Source organism: Kitasatospora sp. NPDC057595, from assembly GCF_042800875.1.
Taxonomy (GTDB): domain Bacteria; phylum Actinomycetota; class Actinomycetes; order Streptomycetales; family Streptomycetaceae; genus Kitasatospora.
Window position 1 is genome coordinate 1 of the sequence record NZ_JBHVGL010000012.1, and the last position, 17103, is coordinate 17103.

The 17103-nt window shown below is 74.3% G+C and carries 24 protein-coding genes; 6 read left to right on the forward strand and 18 right to left on the reverse strand.

Annotation, left to right across the window (positions count from 1 at the left end):
• A partial coding sequence (locus tag ACFU9E_RS19050; RefSeq protein ID WP_380689791.1) for a heavy metal translocating P-type ATPase occupies positions 1–898 on the reverse strand: 898 nt, incomplete at its 3' end.
• Between the two features lie 122 nt (positions 899–1020).
• Positions 1021–1305, reverse strand: coding sequence for a heavy-metal-associated domain-containing protein (locus tag ACFU9E_RS19055; RefSeq protein ID WP_380689789.1), 285 nt, complete (start codon positions 1303–1305; stop codon positions 1021–1023).
• A gap of 148 nt (positions 1306–1453) precedes the next feature.
• On the opposite strand from ACFU9E_RS19055, the gene ACFU9E_RS19060 reads away from it, so the two are divergent.
• Together ACFU9E_RS19060 and ACFU9E_RS19065 are read left to right on the forward strand one after the other, a co-directional pair.
• Positions 1454–1780 (forward strand): metal-sensitive transcriptional regulator, encoded by a 327-nt coding sequence (locus tag ACFU9E_RS19060; protein WP_380689793.1) that lies wholly within the window; start codon positions 1454–1456, stop codon positions 1778–1780.
• A gap of 85 nt (positions 1781–1865) precedes the next feature.
• Positions 1866–2867 carry a hypothetical protein gene (locus tag ACFU9E_RS19065; protein ID WP_380689787.1) on the forward strand — a complete coding sequence of 334 codons (1002 nt, stop codon included), beginning with the start codon at positions 1866–1868 and terminating at the stop codon, positions 2865–2867.
• A 131-nt stretch (positions 2868–2998) separates the two neighbouring features.
• Here ACFU9E_RS19065 and ACFU9E_RS19070 read toward each other — a convergent pair whose 3' ends face one another.
• On the reverse strand, positions 2999–3793 hold the full coding sequence (locus tag ACFU9E_RS19070) for a metal-dependent hydrolase (RefSeq protein ID WP_380690208.1): 795 nt from the start codon (positions 3791–3793) through the stop codon (positions 2999–3001).
• Positions 3794–4113: 320 nt separating this feature from the next.
• Between ACFU9E_RS19070 and ACFU9E_RS19075 the strand changes: the two genes are divergently transcribed.
• Positions 4114–4719, forward strand: a complete 606-nt coding sequence (locus tag ACFU9E_RS19075) for a disulfide bond formation protein DsbA (protein ID WP_380690206.1) — start codon at positions 4114–4116, stop codon at positions 4717–4719.
• Here the strand turns inward: ACFU9E_RS19075 and ACFU9E_RS19080 are convergent.
• Positions 4712–6022: a DUF418 domain-containing protein gene (locus ACFU9E_RS19080; protein WP_380715176.1), complete on the reverse strand. Its 1311-nt coding sequence runs from the start codon at positions 6020–6022 to the stop codon at positions 4712–4714. The two genes, ACFU9E_RS19075 and ACFU9E_RS19080, sit on opposite strands and share 8 nt — an antisense overlap.
• A gap of 97 nt (positions 6023–6119) precedes the next feature.
• Between ACFU9E_RS19080 and ACFU9E_RS19085 the strand changes: the two genes are divergently transcribed.
• On the forward strand, positions 6120–6743 hold the full coding sequence (locus ACFU9E_RS19085; protein ID WP_380681344.1) for a GNAT family N-acetyltransferase: 624 nt from the start codon (positions 6120–6122) through the stop codon (positions 6741–6743).
• 91 nt (positions 6744–6834) lie between these two features.
• On the opposite strand, the gene ACFU9E_RS19090 is transcribed toward ACFU9E_RS19085, so the two are convergent.
• The 5 genes from ACFU9E_RS19090 to ACFU9E_RS19110 form a co-directional block, all read right to left on the reverse strand.
• Entirely contained in the window at positions 6835–7272 is a 438-nt protein-coding gene (locus ACFU9E_RS19090) for a PPOX class F420-dependent oxidoreductase (RefSeq protein ID WP_380681346.1), read from the reverse strand.
• The gene (locus ACFU9E_RS19095) at positions 7269–8231 is read right to left on the reverse strand and encodes an NAD(P)-dependent oxidoreductase (RefSeq protein WP_380681348.1); all 963 of its coding nucleotides are present in this window, start codon (positions 8229–8231) and stop codon (positions 7269–7271) included. The genes ACFU9E_RS19090 and ACFU9E_RS19095 overlap by 4 nt, the downstream gene beginning before the upstream one ends.
• A gap of 62 nt (positions 8232–8293) precedes the next feature.
• Complete coding sequence (locus tag ACFU9E_RS19100; protein ID WP_380681400.1) at positions 8294–8938, reverse strand: response regulator; 645 nt, start codon at positions 8936–8938, stop codon at positions 8294–8296.
• Positions 8890–10248, reverse strand: a complete 1359-nt coding sequence (locus ACFU9E_RS19105) for a sensor histidine kinase (RefSeq protein ID WP_380681350.1) — start codon at positions 10246–10248, stop codon at positions 8890–8892. Before ACFU9E_RS19105 ends, ACFU9E_RS19100 begins: the two co-directional genes overlap by 49 nt.
• A 1-nt stretch (position 10249) precedes the next feature.
• On the reverse strand, positions 10250–11218 hold the full coding sequence (locus tag ACFU9E_RS19110; RefSeq protein WP_380681352.1) for a CPBP family intramembrane glutamic endopeptidase: 969 nt from the start codon (positions 11216–11218) through the stop codon (positions 10250–10252).
• 287 nt (positions 11219–11505) lie between these two features.
• Between ACFU9E_RS19110 and ACFU9E_RS19115 the strand changes: the two genes are divergently transcribed.
• Complete coding sequence (locus ACFU9E_RS19115; RefSeq protein ID WP_380681354.1) at positions 11506–11640, forward strand: hypothetical protein; 135 nt, start codon at positions 11506–11508, stop codon at positions 11638–11640.
• A gap of 25 nt (positions 11641–11665) precedes the next feature.
• On the opposite strand, the gene ACFU9E_RS19120 is transcribed toward ACFU9E_RS19115, so the two are convergent.
• A complete protein-coding gene (locus tag ACFU9E_RS19120; RefSeq protein ID WP_380681356.1) occupies positions 11666–11968 on the reverse strand; it encodes a DUF1905 domain-containing protein in 303 nt (100 codons plus the stop codon).
• Positions 11969–12070: 102 nt separating this feature from the next.
• Positions 12071–12589: a GNAT family N-acetyltransferase gene (locus ACFU9E_RS19125; protein ID WP_380681358.1), complete on the reverse strand. Its 519-nt coding sequence runs from the start codon at positions 12587–12589 to the stop codon at positions 12071–12073.
• A 92-nt stretch (positions 12590–12681) separates the two neighbouring features.
• On the opposite strand from ACFU9E_RS19125, the gene ACFU9E_RS19130 reads away from it, so the two are divergent.
• On the forward strand, positions 12682–12864 hold the full coding sequence (locus tag ACFU9E_RS19130) for a hypothetical protein (protein WP_380681360.1): 183 nt from the start codon (positions 12682–12684) through the stop codon (positions 12862–12864).
• A gap of 47 nt (positions 12865–12911) precedes the next feature.
• On the opposite strand, the gene ACFU9E_RS19135 is transcribed toward ACFU9E_RS19130, so the two are convergent.
• From ACFU9E_RS19135 to ACFU9E_RS19165, 7 genes are all read right to left on the reverse strand, one after another.
• Positions 12912–13484 carry a dihydrofolate reductase family protein gene (locus ACFU9E_RS19135; protein ID WP_355375474.1) on the reverse strand — a complete coding sequence of 191 codons (573 nt, stop codon included), beginning with the start codon at positions 13482–13484 and terminating at the stop codon, positions 12912–12914.
• 64 nt (positions 13485–13548) lie between these two features.
• On the reverse strand, positions 13549–14286 hold the full coding sequence (locus ACFU9E_RS19140) for an SRPBCC domain-containing protein (protein WP_380681362.1): 738 nt from the start codon (positions 14284–14286) through the stop codon (positions 13549–13551).
• A complete protein-coding gene (locus tag ACFU9E_RS19145) occupies positions 14283–14936 on the reverse strand; it encodes an ArsR/SmtB family transcription factor (RefSeq protein ID WP_380681364.1) in 654 nt (217 codons plus the stop codon). Before ACFU9E_RS19145 ends, ACFU9E_RS19140 begins: the two co-directional genes overlap by 4 nt.
• 75 nt (positions 14937–15011) lie before the next feature.
• Complete coding sequence (locus ACFU9E_RS19150; RefSeq protein ID WP_380681366.1) at positions 15012–15464, reverse strand: MarR family transcriptional regulator; 453 nt, start codon at positions 15462–15464, stop codon at positions 15012–15014.
• Complete coding sequence (locus ACFU9E_RS19155) at positions 15461–15943, reverse strand: MarR family winged helix-turn-helix transcriptional regulator (RefSeq protein WP_380681368.1); 483 nt, start codon at positions 15941–15943, stop codon at positions 15461–15463. Before ACFU9E_RS19155 ends, ACFU9E_RS19150 begins: the two co-directional genes overlap by 4 nt.
• 110 nt (positions 15944–16053) lie before the next feature.
• Positions 16054–16266 (reverse strand): cold-shock protein, encoded by a 213-nt coding sequence (locus tag ACFU9E_RS19160; protein ID WP_380681370.1) that lies wholly within the window; start codon positions 16264–16266, stop codon positions 16054–16056.
• A gap of 84 nt (positions 16267–16350) precedes the next feature.
• Positions 16351–17103 (reverse strand): hypothetical protein (locus ACFU9E_RS19165; protein WP_380715178.1); only part of this gene is annotated, 753 nt, incomplete at its 5' end.

The window sequence follows — 17103 nt, forward strand, 5'->3', positions numbered from 1 at the left end:
CCGACTCGCCGGTCAGCATCGAGGCGTCGACGGCCGAGGCGCCCTCGACGACCACGCCGTCGGTGGCGATCTTCTCCCCGGGGCGGACCACGAACAGCTCGCCGACGGTCAGTTCGGTGACCGGGACGCGGACCTCGGCCCCGCCGCGCAGCACGGTGACGTCCTTCGCGCCGAGCTCCAGCAGCGCCTTGAGCGCGGCGCCCGCGGTGCGCTTGGAACGGGCCTCGAAGTAGCGGCCGGCCAGGATGAAGGCGGTGACGCCGGCGGCCGCCTCCAGGTAGATGTTGGACGAGCCGTCGGAGCGGGCGATGGTGAACTCGAAGCCGTGCCGCATGCCGGGCATCCCGGCGTGGCCGAAGAACAGCGCCCACAGCGACCAGAGGAACGCGGCGCCGGTGCCGAGCGAGACCAGGGTGTCCATGGTGGCGGCGCCGTGCCGGGCGTTGGTCCAGGCGGCCTTGTGGAAGGGCCAGGCGGCGTAGGTGACGACGGGGGCGGCGAGGGTGAGCGAGAGCCACTGCCAGTTGTCGAACTGGAGGGCCGGGACCATCGCCATCGCGATGACCGGGACGGCCAGGGCGAGCGCGGTGATCAGCCGCCGGCGCAGCGGGGCGAGTTCGTCGGCGGGCTCGGCACCGCCGTCCGGGCCGGCGGGCTCGGCGGTGGCGGGGCGGGGCACGGCGGCGGTGTAGCCGGTGGCCTCGACGGTGGCGATCAGATCGGCGACCTCGACGGCGCCGGTGACGCTCACCTTGGCCTTCTCGGTGGCGTAGTTGACGGTGGCGGTGACACCGTCCATGCGGTTGAGCTTCTTCTCGATCCGGGCGGCGCACGAGGCGCAGGTCATGCCGCCGATCTGGAGTTCCACCTCGGTGGAGGCGGGTGCCTGGGTGGTCATCTGGGCTCCTCGTGGGTCGTCGGTGAGGCGGTGCGGCGGGTCGGGATTCCGGGGCCCGATACCCCCAGGGGGTTCGGGCGGGCGTTGCGGCGGGGGCGTCGGGCCCCGGGCCCGCCGGGCGGTCAGGCCCGGCCGGCGAGTTCGTAGCCGGCGTCGTCGACGGCGGCGCGCAGGGCCGCCTCGTCCAGCTCCGCCACGGCGGAGACGGTGACCAGGCCGGCCGGGACGTCGACGCGCACGGCGGTGACGCCGGGGAGGACGGAGACCGCCTCGCCGACGGCCCGCTCGCAGTGGCCGCAGGTCATTCCGGCGACGGCGTAGACGGTGGTGACGGTGGTGACGGCGGCGGGGTCGACGGTGACGGTCGCGCCGGTGGAGCAGGTGCCGTCGCTGGAGCAGCAGGACATGGGTTCCTCCGTGAGGTCGGCAGCATCGTGGTGATACCCAGTGGGGGTATCCCCTTGCGGTGGTTCCTTTATACCCCTGGGGGGTATGCCATGCAACCTCTCGACCGCCTCGGACCATCCTTGACTCCATACCCCCCAGGGGTATCTAATCGAGGGCGTCGGAGGACCAGCTCGACGATCCGGGGAGATTCCCATGAACGGCTACCACCACGAGAAGGACCAGGTGCAGCGCAGACTGCGCCGGGTCGAGGGCCAGATCCGCGGACTGCAGCGGATGGTCGACTCGGACAGCTACTGCATCGAGGTGCTCACCCAGGTCTCGGCCGTCACCAAGGCGCTCCAGTCGGTGGCGCTCCAACTGCTCGACGACCACCTCGGCCACTGCGTGCAGGACGCCATCGCCAAGGGCGGCGCCGAGGCCGACGCCAAGGTCGCCGAGGCCTCGCAGGCGATCGCCCGCCTGATGCGGGCCTGAGGCCCACCCGCCGAGCCCGCCCCGTCCAGCCTCTGTCCGCCCGCCCCCACACCCGCGCCCGCGCCCGCGCCGCCAGGAGTCCGCCATGAACACCGCACTGAAGATCGCCGCCTTCGCCACCGGGGTGACCACCGCCTTCGGCGCCGCGTACGGCGTCGGCCACCTGACCGGCGACGGGAAGCCCGCCCCGCGCCCCGCCACCGCCGCGCACGCCGGGCACGCCCCGGCCCCCGTCGCGAGCACGGGTGCGGCAGCCGCCGAACAGCTCCCCGGCGGCCTCCAGGTCTCCGAACGCGGCTACACCCTCGCCCTGGAGAACCCCTTCGTCACCGCCGGCGCCCCGACCGAGCTGAGGTTCCGCATCCTCGGCGCCGACGGCCGCCCGGTCACCGACTACCGCCCGGCCCACGAGAAGGAACTGCATCTGATCGTCGCCCCGCGCGACCTCGCCACCTTCCAGCACCTGCACCCCGTCCGCGCCGCCGACGGCACCTGGAGCGCGCTCGTCGCCCTGCCGGCCGCCGGGGAGTACCGGGTGTTCGCCGACTTCACCCCGGCCGACGCCGCCGAGGGCCTGACCCTGGGCGCCGACATGCACGCCGCCGGCGAGCTGCGCCCGGCCCCGCTGCCGGCGACCGGCCGGACCGTCACCGTCGACGGCTACACCGTCACCCTGGACGGCGAGCTCGCCCCGGGCCGGGCCGGGCAGCTGACGCTGAACGTCGGCCGGGACGGCCGGCCCGTCACCGACCTCCAGCCCTACCTCGGCGCGGCCGGCCACCTGGTCGCGCTGCGCGCCGGGGACCTCGCCTATCTGCACGTCCACCCCGACGGCCACCTGCCCGAGGGCGCCGCGACGGCCGGCGGTCCGGCGATCACCTTCACCACCACGGCGCCCAGCGGCGGCGAGTACCGGCTCTTCCTGGACTTCCAGCACCAGGGCACCGTGCACACCGCCGCGTTCACCCTCCCGGTGGGCGGCACCCCGGCACCCGCCGCCACCGGGGCGGGTGCCGCAGAGGCGCCCGCCGCAGAGGCGCCCGGCACCACGCCGGCCGGTCACGACGGCGCGGGCCATCAGCACTGACCCCGCGCCCGGCACGCGAACGGGCCCCGCACCGGAGGAGATCCCTCCCGGTGCGGGGCCCGTTCGCACGGCGTCACCGCACGCTGTCACCGCACGCTGTCACCGCACGGCGTCACCGCACGGCGGCCCGCTCAGCCGAAGTAGCCGAGCGCCCCCACCGCGCACAGTCCGCCGGCGCCCATGAACACCGGCATCAGCACCTTCAGCTCCACCCAGCTGCCGGCCCGGAAGCGCATGCCCTTCGGCGGCCCCAGCGGGTACCAGCGCTTGCGCCCGATCGGGATCGGCCAGAGCACCGGGCAGCCCGAGACGGTCAGCGCGTCGCCCAGGCAGTGCACCAGCGCGCCGAGGGTGATCGGCAGGCCGATCCACAGGTACTCCTGCCCCGGCTGGTCGAACAGCCAGAGCGCACCGTTGCCCGGCTCGTCCAGCACGCCGGTGATCACCCAGGTGCCGGCCGCGCCGAGCAGCCAGACCAGCACGTCGCTGGAGCCCCGGGCCTGACGCCAGAGCAGACCGTCGATCGCCAGCACCATGTGCACGAAGAGCACCACCAGCACGCCCCAGCGTCCGCCGTACACGGTGACGGCCGAGGCGCCGGCGCCGCAGAGCACCGCCCAGAGCCAGGTGTGGGTCAGGGTGCGGTGGCCGCCGGAGCGGCGCGGGTCGTGCCTGCTGCGGGTCGCCCTGTAGACGGCGTAGGAGAGGTTGTCGATCACCTCGCAGAGGACGCGCGACACCGGGCCGAACGCCCGGGATATGGTCGCCGCCTTGTGGTCGAGGTCCGGCGCCAGCGCGGCGCCCGCGCAGATCAGCGCCCCCGTCAGCAGCACCGGCCAGGGCATCGGCTCACCCATGGCCTCCGCGATCGCCCCCACGCCCAGCCACGCCGCCGCGCCGGACAACGAATGCGCCGGTCCCATCATCTTCTCGGCTCCCGCCCTCGTCCCTCACCGCCCATCGCGAGGGCTTCGCGAGGGCCTGACGGGGCGGCAGCATAGTCGCCCATGATCGAAAACATTGGAAGCCGTGAATTCACTCGAATGGCGGAAGCGATTCATGGGTGAGAGGGAGGCCGCCCACCAGGGGCGCTGACGGAACGTCACCGATCCGGGTGGTTTTGCCGCCCGGGCGCGTCGCGGGCGCCCCCGGCGCGCGCTGGACGGGCCGGTCCGGCAAGTGGCCCAGGAATTCCGCACCGAACCGGCCCTTCCCGGCGGTCCGCCGGGCCCCTACGCTCGGCCGGGTGACCAACACCGTGGACTTCTACTTCGATCCCGTCTGCCCCTTCGCCTGGATCACCTCCCGCTGGATCCTGGAGGTCGAGAAGCACCGGGACCTCGACCTCACCTTCCGGGTGATGAGCCTGTCCGTGCTCAACGAGGGCCGCGAGGACCTGCCCGAGCGCTACCGGCGACTGCTCTCCACCGGCTGGGGCCCGGTCCGGGTCTGCGTCGCCGCCGCCGAGCAGCACGGCGTCGAGGTGCTGCGCGACCTCTACACCGCGCTCGGCACCCGGCTGCACGTCCAGGACCGGGAGGCCGACGACAAGCTCGTCCGGGAGGCGCTGGCCGAGACCGGCCTCCCGGAGGAGCTGGCGGAGGCCGCGCACACCACTGACTGGGACGAGGCGCTGCGCCGCAGCCACCACGCCGGCATGGACCCGGTCGGCGAGGAGGTCGGCACCCCGACCATCCACGTCGACGGCACCGCGTTCTTCGGGCCGGTGCTCAACGCGATACCGCGCGGCGAGGAGGCCGTCCGGGTCTTCGACGGCGTGCGGCTGCTGGCCGGGAACCCGGCGTTCTTCGAGCTCAAGCGGACCCGGACGGGCTCGCTGGACTTCAGCTGAGCGGTTCGCGGGGGCCGGGCGGCGCCGTCCGCCCGGCCCCCGCCGCCGCAGCACCCACGGCACCGTCCGCCGCGCCGCGCCAGCGCGGCCGGGACAGCGTGGTGAGCGCGCGCAGCAGCCACTCCACCGGCCCGTACGGGTGCCGGGCCAGCCACCAGCGGCAGCACACCGCCTGCACCGCGAACAGCGCGACGCCGATCAGTGCCACCCCCGCCGGCGCCACCCGCCCGACCAGCCCGGTCCCCACCCCGGTGAACACGAGCACGCAGACCAGCGACTGCGTCAGGTAGTTGGTCAGCGTCATCCGCCCGGGCGGCGCCAGCACCGCCACCAGCCGCCGGCCGTGCCGCCCCCGGGCGAGCCGCAGCACGGTGGCCGCGTACGCGGCGGCCAGCATCGGCGCGGTGATCACGTCCACCCCGAGCGCGAACACCTGCGCGGAGACGCCGGGGTGGGCGAGCGCCGACCAGGTGTAGACGCCCGCGCCGAGCAGCCCCAGCGGGAAGCCCACCGCCTGCAGCCGGCGCAGCGTCCGCTCGTGCCGGGCGAGGTCGCTCAGCGCCCGGTGCCGGCCGGCCGCCAGCCCGAGCAGGAAGGCCGCGAGGGCCGCCGGGGCCTGGAAGAACACCAGCAGGAACACCACGCTCGGCAGCTGGTCGAGGTGCGCCCCGACCACCGACCCGAAGCCGCCGCGCAGGGCCTCGGTGGCCCGCTGCGCATCGGCCGCGACGGCCGCCGGGTCCCCGCCGTCGGCGCCGCGCAGGGCCAGTGCGAGCAGCAGGTAGGCGGTGGAGGTCACCGTGAACAGCACGACGGCCGTGCGCACCGCGGTGCGCGGCCGGATCCGGTGCAGCGCGAGCAGGATCAGCCCGAGCACCGCGTAGGTGGTGAGGATGTCGCCGGGGAAGAGCAGCACGGCGTGCAGCACCCCGAGCACGAACAGGCCGGCCAGGCGGCGCAGGAAGCGCGGGGCGAAGCGGGCGCCGCGGCGTTCGGCGGAGTCGAGCTGCAGGGTGAAGCTGCAGCCGAAGAGGAACGAGAACAGCAGGAAGAACTTGGCCTCGAACAGCAGCGCCACCACGGCCCGCACGCCGGTGTCGAGTGCCGAACCGAGGCCCGGCTCGTCGACGCCGGTGCCGTGGTAGGCGGAGGCGAGGTAGGTGATGTTGACGGTCAGGATGCCGAACAGCGCGAAGCCGCGCAGCGCGTCGACGTCGGCGAGCCGCGCCGGACCGGCCCTCCCCCGGTCCGGGTCGGCGGTGGTGGTGCTGGTCGTGGTCGTCGCGGGTCGGGTCCGATCCATGGAATCCCCTCCAGAAGCTATCGCCATGGAAACTCTCGTTTCGAGCATGAACGTTATATGCTCGATCACGCAAGTTCGGGCGAGAGGGGCGCACACCATGGGAACCACGGACGGGAACGGCGGTCCGACGCTGCTGCGCGCGGTACCGGCCGGAGCGGAGGCGCGGGTCGCCGCGCTGTACTGGGAGGCCTTCGGCCGCAAACTCGGCCCGGCGCTCGGCCCGCCCGGGGCGGGGCAGGCGTTCATCGCCGAGCACCTCCACCACGACCGCGGCATCGTGGCCGAGCACGGCGGGGAGGTGGTCGGTGTGGCGGGCTACCAGCTCGGCGGCCGCGGCCTGACCGGCGGCGACGTCGGGGACGTGCTCTCCGCCTACGGCGCGTTCCGCGGCCTGCCCCGGCTGGCCGTGCTCGCCCTCTTCGGCCGCGGCCCCGAGCCGGGCGAGCTGGTGATGGACGGCATCGCGGTGGACGCCGGGCGGCGCGGCCTGGGCATCGGCGGACGGCTGCTCGCCGAGGTCGCGGCGGTCGCCGCCGAGCACGGCTGCCACCGCGTCCGCCTCGACGTCATCGACGTCAATCCGCGGGCCCGCGCGCTCTACGAGCGGCGCGGTTTCACGGCCGTCCGCACCACGCGGACGCCGTACCTGCGCCCGCTCCTGGGCTTCGGGGCCGTCACCACCATGCACCGACCGGTCTCCCCGGCCGACGCCCGCGGCTGACCGGCGCCCCCGGTGGACGGGGGCGGCGGACGGCGGGCGCCGCCGGGGTGCGGGTGTTGTTTCGCCCCCCGGGGGGCGTCCTTGGGGGGTGTCAGCCGAGCCGGGCGCCGTAGACGTGGTCGACGGCGAGGACCATCAGGACGCGCCGCTCGGCGACCATGGCGGCGCGGTACTCGTCCCAGTCCGGGTGCTCGCCGGCGGCGCGCCGGTAGTAGTCGACCAACGCCTCCACCTCCGGCCCCGCCGGGTCGGCGGACGGGCCGAGCAGGGTGACCGCGCCCTCGGCGGTGGCCCAGGCGCGGCCGTCGGCACGGGTCACCTCCAGAGCGGCACGCGGGTCGCGGCGCAGATTGGTCACCTTGGCGCGGCCCTCCGCCATCGAGACGTAGAGCCGCTCGGCGTCCCGGTCGTAGTACGGCATCACGGGCGAGAGCTGGGGCCGCCCGTCGGACTTGATCGTGGCCAGCACGCCGAGGCGGCTCTCGGCGAGCAGGGTGCGGGGGTCGAAGTCGGTCGTCATGGCGGTCATTCTCCGTCGCCCGGTCCCGCGGAGGGCGCAGGACCGCGGAACTGCTCGACCAGCGCGGCGTAGCTCTCGCCGCCCCGCCCGGCAGCCAGCGCACGACCCGCCAGCGCCCGGATGAACGCCGGGAGTTCGGTGCTCACGCCGAGGGCCGCGCTCTCCTCGGCGAGGTGGTCCATCGCGGCGATGTGGGTGTCCAGGGCGGCGTCCTCGGCCGGGTAGGCGCCGGCGTCGATCTGCTCGGCGTACCCGGCCAGCCAGCCGGCCACCGTGACGGTCGAGCGGGCGGCGAGCGGGGCGAAGGCCTTGGCGTCCACGCCCGCCGCGCCCAGCAGCGCGGCGCCGTGCAGGAAGCCGTTCAGGACGCTCCACATCAGGGCGAGCACGGCGGAGTCGTGCAGCGCGGGCAGGCCGTGGTCCTCGCCCAGGTGGGTGGTGCCGTCCGGGGCGAGGCGGCGCAGCGCGGGCGCGTACCGCTCGAAGTCGGCGTGGGCGCCGCCGTAGAGCACCACGGCCTCGGCCGTGCCGACGGCCGGCGGCACGGCCAGGATCACGCCGTCCAGGTACCCGCCGCCCGTGGCGGCCACCCGTTCGGCGTTCGCCCGGGCCGACGCGGCGGTGCCGGAGGTCAGGTCGACCAGGACGCGGCCGGCCAGCAGGCCCGGGCCGGCGGCGTCGAGGCGGTCGAGCAGGTCGCGGACGGCGGCGTGGTCGGAGACGCAGACCACCACCAGCTCGGCGGCGGCCACCGCCTCCTCGGGCGAGGCGGCGGGGCGGGCTCCCCCGTCGGCGAGTTCGGCGGCCTTGCCGGGCGTGCGGTTCCACACCGTGGTGGGGTGCCCCGCGCGCAGGAAGGCCGCGGCCAGGGCCCGCCCCATCAGGCCGAGGCCGAGCACGGCCACGGGGACGGCCACGGGGACGGCGGCGGGGACGTTCTTCGTCGGTCCGTTCTGATCATCGGTCATGGCGTCATCCTCAACCTTCACATCGATGTGAGGTCAAGCGTCGTGGGCGAACTGATGGACCGTCATCGCTTGAGATAGGCGAGGACGGCGAGGACGCGGCGGTTGTCGTCGGCGGAGGCCTCGATGCGGAGCTTGGCGAAGATGCTCGCGGTGTGCTTGGCGACGGCGCTCTCCCCGATGTGCAGGGTGTGCATGATCGCGGCGTTGGAACGGCCCTCGGCCATCAGCCGCAGCACCTCGTGCTCGCGCGGGGTGAGCTCGGCGGTGTTGCCCCGGGCGTCGCTGCGGGCCAGCAGCTTGGCGATGACCTGCGGGTCCATCACCGTGCCGCCGCCCGCGACGGTCCGCACCGCGTCCACGAACTGGGCGGTGTGGGTGACCCGGTCCTTCAGCAGGTAGCCGATCGCGCCCTGGCCGCCGGCCAGCAGCTCCTGCGCGTAGAGCTGGTCGACGTACTGGGAGAGGATCAGCACCGGCAGCCCGGGCCGCGTCCGGCGCGCCTCCAGGGTGGCGCGCAGCCCCTCGTCGGTGAAGCTCGGCGGCAGCCGGATGTCGACCACGGCGACGTCCGGCTCCTGCTCGCGCAGCGCGCGCAGCAGGGCCGGCCCGTTGTCGACGGCGGCGACCACCTCGCAGCCGTGCTCCTGGAGCGTACGGATCAAGCCGTCCCGGAGGAGGAAGAGGTCTTCGGCGAGGACGACGCGCAGGGGTTCTCGCAGCGGATCTCGCACGGTATCTCCAGGGTCACGGTGGTCGGGCCGCCCGGCGGGCTGTGCAGGGCGAGGGTGCCGTCGACGGTACTCAGCCTGCGCACCACGCCGCGCAGGCCGGTGCCCCGGTCGAGCCGGGCACCGCCGTGGCCGTCGTCCTCGACGACCGCGCGCAGGGTGCCGTCCGCGTGAGTCAGGCGGACCGTCACCTCGCGGCCGCCGGAGTGCTTGGCCGCGTTGGCGAGCAGTTCGGCGACGGCGAAGTAGCCGGCGGTCTCGACCGGTACCGGGAAGCGCCCCGGCAGCTCGGCCGAGACGTGCACGTCGAGGAAGCTGTCCAGGGCGAGGGAGCGGACGGCGTCGCCGAGGCCGCGGTCGGTGAGGATCGGCGGGTGGATGCCGTGGACCAGGTCGCGGAGGTCCTGCAGGGCCCGCGCCGAGCCGGCCCGCACCTCCGTCAGGAGTGCCCGGGCTCCGCCCGGGTCGGTGTCCAGCAGCCGGGTCGCCTCGTCCAGCGCCATGCCGACGGCGACCAGCCGGGCCTGGGCGCCGTCGTGCAGGTCCCGCTCGATGCGCCGCAGTTCGTCCGCCCGCTCGTCCAGCGCCTCGGCACGGGTGTCGGTCAGGTGCTCGATCCGCCGCTCCAGCTCGGTGCTGTACGGCGCGGAGAGCGCCCGGGAGCTCCAGCGGGCGTGCAGTTCCAGCGCGGCGGGCGCCAGCCGCAGGCCCGCCCCGGTGAACAGCAGGCCGAGCACGGCGGCGGCGAGCATCGAGGGGGTGGAGTCGACGAGCACGAAGGCGTACCAGTTGCTGGGGCCGAGCCACGGCCAGACGAAGGGCTGGACGACCGCGCCGAACAGCCCGAACTCGACCAGCCCGAGCGGCACCGCGGCCAGCAGCCCGCCGGTCCAGGGCTCCAGCCACGACCACCTGAGGTCCCGCCAGAAGCCGTCGTCACCGAGGATGCCCACGGCCCGCCGGCCGCGCGGGCCCTCGGCGGGCGGCAGGGGCTCGGGCGGGCTGATCCTGGTGCCCGTCCAGCGCTCCGTCCAGGAGCGGTAGCGGTCGGACAGCCGGCGCAGTGCCGTCGCCGCGCCCGGCAACAGCAGCCGCCCCGCCCCGATCGGGAGCAGCATCAGCGTCACCGTCACCAGCGCGCCGACCGCGCTCACCGCGAGGGAGTACAGCGAGAGCAGCTGGCAGCGGGCCAGCGCGCGCACCTGGGCGCGCGCCGTGGGCACCGCCCCCGCGCCGGCCTCTGCCGCCCCGCCCCGCCCCGCCGCCATGTCCGCCCGTCGCTCCGTCACCTCAGCGCGCCCCGTGCCGCGCCGCCGGGATCCTATCCGGAGCGACCGACGGTGCCTCGCCCCGGTACGGCCTGGTGTCGTCCGCCGGGCCCGCCAACGAACACGCCGTCCCGTCCGGCGCGCTGCCCGCCGCGCCGTCCACCGCGCCGCGCCGCCGGGCCCGCAGCACCCACGGCACCGCCGCCACCAGGCACGCGGCGCCGAACAGCACCATGGGCAGCACCGTGCCGTCCTCCTCGTCCATCGTCAGCAGCATCCCCAGGTTCACCAGGGTGTGGAAGCCGCCGGCGAGCAGCAGCCGGTTCGCCCGCACGCCCTCCAGGCCCAGCCCGAGCACGACCGACATCGCCACCGTGGCGAGCAGGAAGCCGCCCGCGTACGCGGGCCGCTGCGCGAACACCTGCACGTGCCAAGCGCCCCAGAGCAGGCCCACCGCCACCGAGGAGGTGACGGGCCCGAAGCGGGTGCGCAGCAGCGGCTGGAGGTAGCAGCGCCAGCCGATCTCCTCGCCACAGGCCCCGACCAGCTGGGCCAGCACGATCAGCGTGAACGGGTGGGCGAGGGAGCGGGGATCGGTCAGCCGGGCGTCACCGTCCAGCAGGCCGTAGGCCCCGGCGGCCAGCAGGATGATGAGCGGCGCGGTGAGCAGCAGCAGCCGCCCGGAGCGGCCCGGGCCCGCCCACGCGGTGTCGTCCCGGGCAGCCCGCTTGCCGATTCCCGTCCCGGCCAGCCGCCCCCGGATCCGCTCCTGCCACACCAGCGCCGCCACCAGGACCCCGGCGGCCGGGCCGAACTGGGTGAGTTGGACGATCTCGTCCGGGATCCCGGTCGCCGGCTGGAGCGCGCCCAGCGCGCCGGCGGCGGGGAAGGCGACGGCGAGGAACACCGCCGCCTCCGCCTTCCACGGCGCCCGCTGTCCCCGCTCCGCCCGTGCCCGCTCCGCCGGTCCCCGCTCTGTCCGTACCCGCATGTCGTCCGCCTTCCGGTCCGCTCGATCGCGTGGTTCCTTCGGCGTCGACTCTTCCGTTCCGCGGGCCTTCGGCCATTGCGGGTAGCTGCCCAACGGGGGTGCAGCTAGCTGTACCCCCGGCCTGCCCCACCTGGAGAGAACTTGTCGATGCGCGCATCACCCCACTGACCGAACCGGCGGTACGGGTGCACCCGGCGGAGCGGCGCCAAGGCGTCGGCTCGCGGCTGGTGGAGACCACGCCGAGGGACGGCGGGCCGTGGTGGCACCGGCCGAGGACGGAACGCCGGGTGCGCGGCCGTCACCCGCTGCCGGCCGGCCTGGTGACCGACACCGCCGAGGACAACTCACCGATGCGCAGGGTCAACGACGCCCTGGGCTACCGGCCGGCCCACGAGACGTACCAGGACCGGCGGGAGCTGTAGCGGGCCCGTCCGTCCAGGGGGCCGTTCAGAGGTCGATGAGCTCGACGGTGACGGCGGCGACGTCGCCCGGTTCGAGGTCCTCGGCCGTGCGGACGGCGCGTTTGACGGGCAGCACGTAGCAGCCGCGGGTGCTGTCCGGGAAGATCGACGTCTGCCAGGTGCTGCCACCGAGGGTGACCCGCACCCGCAGCGAGCCGAAACCGCGGCGTGGCCCGGCGGCCACGTCGCGGATCTCCTCGGACGCCTCGACGGGCAGGCTGACGAAGGTCCAGCTGTCGGCGCGCCGGGCGTCCCAGATCCAGAGCTCGGCCTCAAAATCGAACACCACGGGTCCAGCATCGCACGCGGCACCGACAACCCGTCCGTTCGCGCGCCCCACCGGGCGCCCATCGTGCCCGTCACGCCCCGTTGCCGCAGATGGCGCCCGCACTCACATCGGCAGGGAGTGCAGCCGCACGGCGCCCTCCGGCCACTGCGCGCCCTCGTGCAACGGGAACCACATCGAGCGCAGCGGCATCACCACCGGGCCGGCGGGCTGCTCGACCTCGACGGGCCCCTCCACCGGGCGCCACCCGAGGCGCGCGTAGAGGCCGGCCACCTCGGGGAGGCAGAACAGGATCGCCACCCGCGGCCCCAGCGTGCGGGCGCGGACCAGCGCGCCGTCCACCACCGCGCGGGCGAGACCCTGCCCGCGCCGCTCGGCGGCGACGGCCACCCCGCCCAGCCCGACGACGTCCATGCGCCGCCCGCCCGCCGACAGCGGCAGGACGACCAGCCCGGCGTGCGCGACGAGCCGCCCCTCCGGTTCCGCGCGGATCCCGACGTGGTGCTCCTTGGACCGCCAGGTGAACCCCAGCCCGGCCACCCCGAACGCGTCCGGGGTGTCACCGAGGATCTCGGCCATGTCGTAACTCACCAGCGGCACGACGATGTTCTGATGATCAGTCATCCCCGCATGCTGCCACCCCGCCGGGCCCACCGGAACGGGGCCGGGGGGCATCCTCGGCCGGAGGTGAGCCGGGAAGTCCGGTCGGCACGTGGATGCCGACTGCCCCGAGGAGCGCCGATGAACGCCGAAGGGAGGCCGCGCTGCTCGGCGACCCCGACTGGCTGGAGGACGCCGTGCGGCAGCTCCCCCTGCCGCACGCGCAGGAGCCGGCCCGGGCGGCGGTGGCCGAGCTGGTGGCGGGCACCCGGGCCGCCCGGGGTATGCGGGAGCCGTGACGCTCCGGGCGGCGGTGCCGGGTGGCGGTCCCGAAGGACGCGCGGCGTCAGCGGACCACGTCGAAGACCTGCTTCTGCAGGCCGTTGGAGTAGACCGCGTGCTCGACCAGCTTCAGCTTCTGGGCGTCCTTGTCCGTGCCGCTGAACAGACGCTTGCCGGCGCCCAGCAGCAGCGGGTAGACGAGCAGGTGGTAGCGGTCGACGAGGCCGGCGTCGGAGAGCGCCCGGTTGAGGGCCGCGCTGCCGTGGACGATGATCGGGCCGCCCTCGGTCTCCTTCAGGGCGGCGACCTCGTCGAGCGAGCGCAGGATGGTGGTCTCGCCCCAGTTCGCCACCAGGTCGTCCTCGGTGAGGGTGGTGGAGACGACGTACTTCGGCAGCTCCTTGTAGCGGGCGAACTCCGCCATGTCCGGCCACACGGGGCTGAAGGCCTGGTAGCTGACCCGGCCGAGCAGCACCGCGGTGGCCTCCTCCTGTTCCCGCCCCTTGATCTCGTACGCCTCGGGGACGAACTCGATGTCCTTGAAGGTCCAGCCGGAGTTGCGGTAGCCGGGTTCACCGCCGGGGCCCTCGACGACGCCGTCGAGGGAGATGAACGCGGTGCTGATCAGGGTGCGCATGGTGGTTCCTCGCTGAGCGGTGGTGAGCGGTGATGAACGGTGGTCGATGGCAAGGGACGGTGGATCAGGCGAGGGCGCCCGTCAGCCACTGTTGCCAGGCGGCCTCGACGCCTTCCGGCCGGGGGCCGAAGAGGTGGTGGAACATCAGGACCAGTCCGGCGCCGTGGTGGAAGGTGTAGAGGCCGTCGGCGGCACGGACGGCGAAGCGCCCGCCGTCCGCCCAGACCACCTCGCCGTCCAGCGTCGGCAGTCCGGCGGGCTCGACGTGCAGTCGCGCGCCGACGGCGGGCGGCTGCGGCAGGGCGAGGGCGCGGGCCAGTGCCGCGCGGAGCTCCTCCGCCGGCCGCCCGGGCACCGGGGCGACCGCGAAGACCGGGGCGCCGGTGCGGCCGGGGAAGTGGACGAGGTACTCGCGCAGGGTGTGCAGGTGGAACGGCCAGCCGCTGCGCAGCGCGTCGTACTCGTCCTCCCAGTCGTCGCCGAGCAGGCCGCTGTGCACGACACGGAGCACGGTGGCGCCGCCCTCGCGGCCCTCGATGAGGTACTCGAAGGCCATGAAACGGCCGTTCTCGGCGGTGGCGGTGCGGGTGGCCAGGCGCTTGCCGGGCTCGTAGGCGGTGATCACCGCGTCCTCGCGGTGGCCGCCGATCTCCATGGTGGCGGTGCCGCCCTCGCGCGGGTCCAGTTCGTTGCGGCCCATGAACCAGGAGTCCAGGCCCGGTCCGGTGGCGATCGCCGCCCAGACCTCCTCCGGGCTCGCCGGCAGGACGGTCTCCAGCTCGATCTCGAACGGGTGGGTCATCGTGCGTGCTCCGGTCCTGGTTCGACGGCGGCGGCGGGGTCGCCCGGCGCGGGGGCCGGTGCGGGGTCGGGGGCGGCGGGGATCTGGTGGAGCCCGACGACCACCCGGTGGGTGCGGCCGCCGGTGGCGGACTCGTCGTGGTAGCGGCCGACCAGGACGGCCACCGCCTGGGCGAGGTCGTCGGCGAAGGCGGTGCGGTCGGCCGCGGAGGCGAACCGCACCTGCGCGTCGATGCCGAACGTGGCGACCCGCCGCCGGGCCCGGGCGGCGCCGGTGAGCAGCGTGCCCACCTCCTGCACCAACCGGGAGCCCAGCGCCAGCAGCCACCGGGCGGAGAGCTGGTCCGGCGAGCGGGACGGGTCCGGGCTCACGGCGGCCAGCACGGCGGGCGAGATCACGTAGGAGGCGGCGGTGGCGCGGTACACCCGTTCGGTGACATTGCCCTTGCGCCGTTCCTCGGCGAGTTCGACCAGTCCGTGCCGCTCCAGCTCCTTCAGGTGGTAGTTGACCTTCTGCCGGGGCAGGCCCAGCCGACCGGCCAGCATGGCGGCCGAGCCGGGCTCGGCCAGGGCGGCGAGGATCCGGGACCGGATGGGGTCCAGGGACGCCTCGGCCGCGGCGGGTTCTTCGATCACAGCGACGTCCAGCACGCCTCAAGAGTGCAACCGACAAAAAAATTTGTCAAGGAAAAAACACCCGTCGGTGGCGTGTCGCGCCCCTCCCGATCAGCGGCGTGCGGCCAGTTCGGCGTTGGCCCGATCGGTGGCCAGGGCCAGCACGCGCCCCGCCACGGCGAGGTCCTCGGCCGGGACGCCGGCGTAGAGGCGGGCGGCGATCCCGGCCCCCTCCGCGCCGGTGTCATCGGCCAGCGCCCGGCCGGCGCCCGTGAATCGCAGCCGGGACACCTCCGTCGGGTCCTCCTCCAGCAGCCCGGTGGCCACCATCCCGTCGAGCACGGCGCGCACGGCCGGCTCGGGGGCCTTCAGGAAGCCGACGACCTCGCCGACGAGGGCCTCCCGACCGAGGGAGCCGCCGGCCTGGGCGACGGTCCGGAGCGCGACGTTCTGCTCGAAGGTGAGGCCATGGCGGGCCAGCGCGGCTTCGAGCAGCGCGCGGGACGCGTAGTGGGCCAGGGCGACCACCCGGCCGTTGACGGCGGATGCGGCGGTGCTGGTCATGACTGCTCCTTGTCCTGGACGGTGTGCGGATCGAGGGGTGTGTCCAGCAGGGTCGCCAGCTCGTCCTTGAACTGCCGCGTCCGCGCGCTGTCCTGACCCCCGAGCGGCGCCAGCAGCTGGTCCAGCAGCTGCTGGATCACGGTGATGGCGCGGCGGGTGACGTCGAGCCCCTGCTCGGTGAGGGCCAGCCGCATGGCGCGCGGATCGCGCGGGTCCCGGGTGCGGGCGAGCATGCCGGCCGCCTCCAGGGTTCGAGCGAGCTTCGAGACGTAGAGCGGCTCCAGTCCGGTGTGGTCCGCGAGCTGACGCTGGCTCGGCTGTTCCCCGGAGCGCGCCAGGCCGTGCAGCGACGCCACCAGCGCGTACTGGGCGTGCGTCAGCCCCAGTGGCGCGAGTGCCCGGTCGACCGCCACCCGCCATTTCATCGACAGCCGCCAGACCAGGAACCCTGCGGTGGCACGCTCTGCTGCTGAACTCATGACGGATACCGTACATGGCTACTATGTTCATGGCTACTATTCTCGGCGACCCCCGGAAAGCCGGTCGGGGCCCACGCGCGTGCGTGGACCCCGACCCGTTTCCTCCCGGCCTAGCCGGCGACCTGGACCTTGTCGGCCTGCATCCCCTTCTGGCCCTGGACCGCCTCGAACGTCACCTTCTGGCCCTCGACGAGGGACTTGAAGCCGCTCCCCTCGATCGCCCTGAAGTGCACGAACAGGTCGGGACCGGACTCCGGGGTGATGAAGCCGTAGCCCTTCTCGTCGTTGAACCACTTCACGGTGCCGTTCTGGCGCTCGGCCATGTCTTCTCCTTGTACGCGGATCACGCTGACGGCGCCAGTCTCTCACGCAGTGACGCCGCTTCGGCACGAAGCGTGACGACGTACTCAGCTGTCGGCGTGCAGGTTCCCGTGGACCCTCAGGTCGGCCTGGATCGCCACCTTCTCGTCGCCTGTGTGCAGGATCCACCCGGCGGTCTTGCTGCGGACCGACAGGTGGTCGTTGGCGTTGACCTTCCCGTGGAAGGCCGACTCCCCGCCGACCCGGAAGTGCTCGCGGACCGACACCTTCTCCTCGCTGACGTGCAGGATCCACTCGCCGCCGCTGCGGACCGACAGGTTCTCGTTGGCGTTCACCTTGTCCTCGAAGACCGACTCGCCGTGGACGGTGAGGGCGTACCCGCCGCTGGTCGTCAGCTTGCCGCCGATCGTCAGGTCGCTCGCGGTGACCGTGCCGCCGACCTCCAGGTTCCGCAGCGGATGCACGTCGCCGTGGACGGTGAGGTCGCCGTCGACCACCAGGTTGCGGCCGGCGCGCACCTCCTCGCCCGCCTCCAGCCGGCCGTGGACGATCAGGCGGGACGGGCCCTGCTGGGTCTCCAGCACGTCACCGACCGTCAGCCCGCCCTGGACGGTCAGCCGCTCCTTCACCAGCGCGCGGGCGGTGACCAGGTCGTCCAGGTCCGCCTTGCCGGCCGCGACGGTCCCCCACTGCCGGCTCCCGGCACCCTGGAACACGTTGACGCCCGCAGGCGGGAACTCGATCCACCCGGCGCTGCCGTCCCGGCCCTGCACCCACGCGGTGTTGACGCCGGTCACGTCGGCCCGGTGGGCGGAGACGGTGCCCGCCTCCTGCTGCGG

What these genes read in the sequence shown, in the direction of transcription:
- ACFU9E_RS19065 (WP_380689787.1), top strand. Translation starts at nt 1,866, where the DNA reads ATGAACACCGCACTGAAGATCGCCGCCTTCGCCACCGGGGTGACCACC.
- ACFU9E_RS19070 (WP_380690208.1), bottom strand. Translation starts at nt 3,793, where the DNA reads ATGATGGGACCGGCGCATTCGTTGTCCGGCGCGGCGGCGTGGCTGGGC.
- ACFU9E_RS19140 (WP_380681362.1), bottom strand. Translation starts at nt 14,286, where the DNA reads ATGACCCACCCGTTCGAGATCGAGCTGGAGACCGTCCTGCCGGCGAGC.
- ACFU9E_RS19090 (WP_380681346.1), bottom strand. Translation starts at nt 7,272, where the DNA reads ATGACCGCCATGACGACCGACTTCGACCCCCGCACCCTGCTCGCCGAG.
- ACFU9E_RS19055 (WP_380689789.1), bottom strand. Translation starts at nt 1,305, where the DNA reads ATGTCCTGCTGCTCCAGCGACGGCACCTGCTCCACCGGCGCGACCGTC.
- ACFU9E_RS19160 (WP_380681370.1), bottom strand. Translation starts at nt 16,266, where the DNA reads ATGGCCGAGCGCCAGAACGGCACCGTGAAGTGGTTCAACGACGAGAAG.
- ACFU9E_RS19135 (WP_355375474.1), bottom strand. Translation starts at nt 13,484, where the DNA reads ATGCGCACCCTGATCAGCACCGCGTTCATCTCCCTCGACGGCGTCGTC.
- ACFU9E_RS19080 (WP_380715176.1), bottom strand. Translation starts at nt 6,022, where the DNA reads ATGGATCGGACCCGACCCGCGACGACCACGACCAGCACCACCACCGCC.
- ACFU9E_RS19130 (WP_380681360.1), top strand. Translation starts at nt 12,682, where the DNA reads ATGCCGACTGCCCCGAGGAGCGCCGATGAACGCCGAAGGGAGGCCGCG.
- ACFU9E_RS19150 (WP_380681366.1), bottom strand. Translation starts at nt 15,464, where the DNA reads ATGACCAGCACCGCCGCATCCGCCGTCAACGGCCGGGTGGTCGCCCTG.
- ACFU9E_RS19125 (WP_380681358.1), bottom strand. Translation starts at nt 12,589, where the DNA reads ATGACTGATCATCAGAACATCGTCGTGCCGCTGGTGAGTTACGACATG.
- ACFU9E_RS19155 (WP_380681368.1), bottom strand. Translation starts at nt 15,943, where the DNA reads ATGAGTTCAGCAGCAGAGCGTGCCACCGCAGGGTTCCTGGTCTGGCGG.
- ACFU9E_RS19085 (WP_380681344.1), top strand. Translation starts at nt 6,120, where the DNA reads ATGGGAACCACGGACGGGAACGGCGGTCCGACGCTGCTGCGCGCGGTA.
- ACFU9E_RS19095 (WP_380681348.1), bottom strand. Translation starts at nt 8,231, where the DNA reads ATGACCGATGATCAGAACGGACCGACGAAGAACGTCCCCGCCGCCGTC.
- ACFU9E_RS19110 (WP_380681352.1), bottom strand. Translation starts at nt 11,218, where the DNA reads ATGCGGGTACGGACAGAGCGGGGACCGGCGGAGCGGGCACGGGCGGAG.